The sequence below is a fragment of the Kineococcus indalonis genome (assembly GCF_009906395.1).
Taxonomy (GTDB): Bacteria; Actinomycetota; Actinomycetes; order Actinomycetales; family Kineococcaceae; genus Kineococcus; species Kineococcus indalonis.
Genome location: NZ_JAAALM010000486.1, coordinates 1 through 3,110, shown reverse-complemented (window position 1 = coordinate 3,110; position 3,110 = coordinate 1). Strand labels below are relative to the sequence as shown.

Genomic DNA, 3,110 nt, shown 5'->3' with positions numbered 1-3,110 from the left:
CCTCACCCCCGGCGGCCCCCGCGCCCTGGAGGTGGACCCCGGCCCGCCGCTGGGCGTGCTGGAGGAGGCGGCCTACCCGGAGGCGCGCGCGCGCCTGCACGGCGCCGCCCGGCTGCTGATGCACACCGACGGGGTCGTCGACTGGCCCCGGCAGCAGACCGAGCGCGGCGCCGCCAGCGTCGAGCGGGTCCTGCGCGAGCACGCCGGCGCCCCCGCCGAGCAGCTGGCCGACCGGCTGCTGGCCCCCGCCGGCGGCGCGCTGACCGACGACGCAGCGCTGCTCGTGCTCGACTACGCCGGCCCCGCCCCCGGCAGCCGCGAGTGGCAGCTGGACCTGCCCGGCGACACCCGCGCCGTGGCCACCGCCCGCGCCCGGCTGCGCGACCTGCTGGGCGCCTGGGGGCTGGTGCGGGTGGCCGACGAGGCCGAGCTCGTCGTCTCCGAGCTCGTCACCAACGCGGTGCTGCACACCGGTTGCGGAACCGCCCTGACGGTCCGCCACGACCCGCTGGCGGCGCGGCTGAGCCTGGGCGTGGACGACACCTCCACCTCGCACCCGCAGCCGCGCGGGGCCGGGGAGGAGTCCCTCAGCGGGCGCGGCATGCACATCGTCGACGTGCTCGCCGAGCGGTGGTGGGTCAGCCCGCGCGGTGACGGCAAGACCGTGTGGGCGGAGCTGCGGGTGGCCTGAGCGCCCGGCCCCCGCCGCGCACCCGCCCGGCCCGCTGCCGCTGGGCGCGGGCCGGGCGGGTGCGCGGCCCGCGTCAGTCGACGATCGCGCCCGGGTTGAGGTTGCGCCCCGGGTCCACGCCGGCGAAGAGGGCCTTGACGACCTCCGCGCCCGCCGGGGACAGGTCGTCGCCGACCCAGCGCTTGTGCTCGCGGCCCACCGCGTGGTGGTGCGAGAGGGTGCCGCCGTTGTCGATGAAGGCCTGCTGGATGGCGCCCTTGACGATGTCGTAGGCCTCCAGCCCGTCGCGGTCCGCCGGCGGCTGGAAGGCGAACGTGAAGTACTGGCACGCCCCGGAGTGGTAGCTGTGCGAGAGGTGGCAGAAGATGAACCCCTTCGTGCCGACCTCCGCGAACGCCTTCTGGGCGGCGGCGACCACGTTGTCGTGCAGCGTCTTCAGCGTGGCCCACGTCGAGGACGTCTCGGACACGTCGCCGTACGCGCCGCGGTCGAGGATGAAGTCGCGGATGTACGGGGTGTCGAACTTCTTCTGGTCGTACAGGGTGCCCGGGCCGGTGCCCACGCCGAACCCCCCGTGCGCCTTGACGATCTCGTCCACCAGGCGCTTGCTGCGCTTGACGTGCAGCGAGGAGCCCTCGAAGCCGATGAACGACAGGCACATGCGCGACAGGTCGAAGCCCTTGCGCTTGGACGCGTACAGCTTGACCCCCTTGGACAGCAGCTGCGAGAGCGCGCTGCCCTTCTTGGAGGTGGCCAGCGTGAACTGCGTCTCCATCTCGTCGGAGACGCGCGTGATGGACGGGGACGCGTCGGAGGCCGCGATGTCGTGCATGGCCCGCAGGCCGCTGCCGTAGTCGGGGAAGAAGTACGCCTGGATCACGCGCTCCTCGGCCACCCGGTGCACCTGCACGGTCGCCTCGGTGATCACGCCCAGGCGGCCCTCGCTGCCCAGCACCATCTCGCGCACGCTGGGACCGGCGGCCTGCACCGGCACCCGGCGGGTGGACACCACGCCCCTGGGGGTGACCACCCGCACGGCGCGCGTGATGTCGGCGATGTCGCCGAAGCGGTCGGACTGCATCCCCGAGGAGCGCGTGGCGATCCAACCGCCCAGGGTGGAGTGCTTGAAGCTGTCGGGGAAGTGCCCCAGCGTCCAGCCGCGGGCGTTCAGCTGGGCCTCCAGGTCCGGGCCCAGGGCACCGGCCTGGATGCGCGCCAGCTGCGAGGTCTCGTCCAGCTCCAGCAGCTCGCGCATGCGGCCCAGGTCCAGGGAGACGACCGGGCGGGTCTCCTCGCGCGGGGCCTCCAGCGAGCCGACGATGTTCGAGCCGCCGCCGAAGGGGATCAGCACGGCGTCGGCGTCCAGCGCCACCCGCAGCGCGGACTCCACCTCCGCCTCGGTGGCCGGGTAGACCACCAGGTCCGGCAGGCGGCCGAAGTCGCCGCGGCGGATGCGCACCAGGTCGCGCATGGACTTGCCGTAGGCGTGCACGACGCGGTCGAGGTCGTCGTCGTGCACGTGCTCGGCGCCCACCGCGGCGGCGAACGCCTCGCGCAGCTGCTCGGGCGCCCGCGGGGCGGGCACGTCCAGCTCGGACAGCTCCGGCACCCGTACGGGCGGGGCGTCGAAGTCGATGCCGGCCATCTTCCGCGCGAACGGCGCCAGGCCCGGCTTGTCCTCGTGGTGGAAGGCCACGCCCTCCTGGCCCCAGCCCCACCACTTCATGTGCTCGACCACTGCGTCTCCCGTGCTCGCTGTCCCGCTGTCCCGCTGCCGCTGTCCTGCTGGTGCTGCCGTGCTGGTCCTGCCGCTGGTCCTGCCGCTGGTGCTGCCGCTGGTGCTGCCGCCCGGCCGGGTCCCGCCGCTGCCGGCGGCCCGCGGGGGACCCCGAGAGACTACGCGCGGCGCGAGGCCAGGAAGCGCACCGCCAGGGCGTACCCCTGCACCCCCAGGCCGGCGATCACGCCGGTGGCCACGGGGCTGACGAAGGAGCGGTGCCGGAAGTCCTCGCGCGCGTGGACGTTCGACAGGTGCACCTCCACCAGGCCGGCGGTCAGCTCCGCGCACGCGTCGCGCAGCGCCACCGAGGTGTGCGTCCAGGCGGCCGGGTTCAGCACCACCGGCCGGCCCTCGTCGGCGGCCCCGTGCACCCAGGCGAGCATCTCGTGCTCGGCGTCGGTCTGGCGCAGCTCCACCTGCACGCCCAGCTCGGCGGCCAGCTCCTGCAGCGAGGCGTCGACGTCGGCCAGGGTGGTGCTGCCGTACACCTCCGGCTGGCGCTTGCCGAGGCGGCCGAGGTTGGGGCCGTTGAGGACCAGGATGCGCAGCACGTCGCGGACGGTACCGGCCCGCCCCGACACGGGCCGGGACCCGTGCCGGGGCGGGACCCGTGCCGGGGCCCGTGTCGGGGCGGGCCGG

Annotated in this window: 3 protein-coding genes; 1 reads left to right on the top strand and 2 read right to left on the bottom strand. The window is 75.0% G+C overall.

Annotation, left to right across the window (positions count from 1 at the left end):
* Positions 1-691, top strand: a 691-nt coding sequence (locus tag GTR00_RS17845; protein ID WP_166612923.1) for a SpoIIE family protein phosphatase, incomplete at its 5' end; no start/stop codon positions are given.
* Positions 692-764: 73 nt separating this feature from the next.
* Here GTR00_RS17845 and GTR00_RS17840 read toward each other — a convergent pair.
* Together GTR00_RS17840 and aroQ are read right to left on the bottom strand one after the other, a co-directional pair.
* Positions 765-2,429 (bottom strand): FAD-binding oxidoreductase, encoded by a 1,665-nt coding sequence (locus GTR00_RS17840; RefSeq protein WP_166612922.1) that lies wholly within the window; start codon positions 2,427-2,429, stop codon positions 765-767.
* A gap of 158 nt (positions 2,430-2,587) precedes the next feature.
* Positions 2,588-3,019: a type II 3-dehydroquinate dehydratase gene (aroQ, locus tag GTR00_RS17835; protein ID WP_166612924.1), complete on the bottom strand. Its 432-nt coding sequence runs from the start codon at positions 3,017-3,019 to the stop codon at positions 2,588-2,590.
* Positions 3,020-3,110 lie beyond the last annotated feature (91 nt).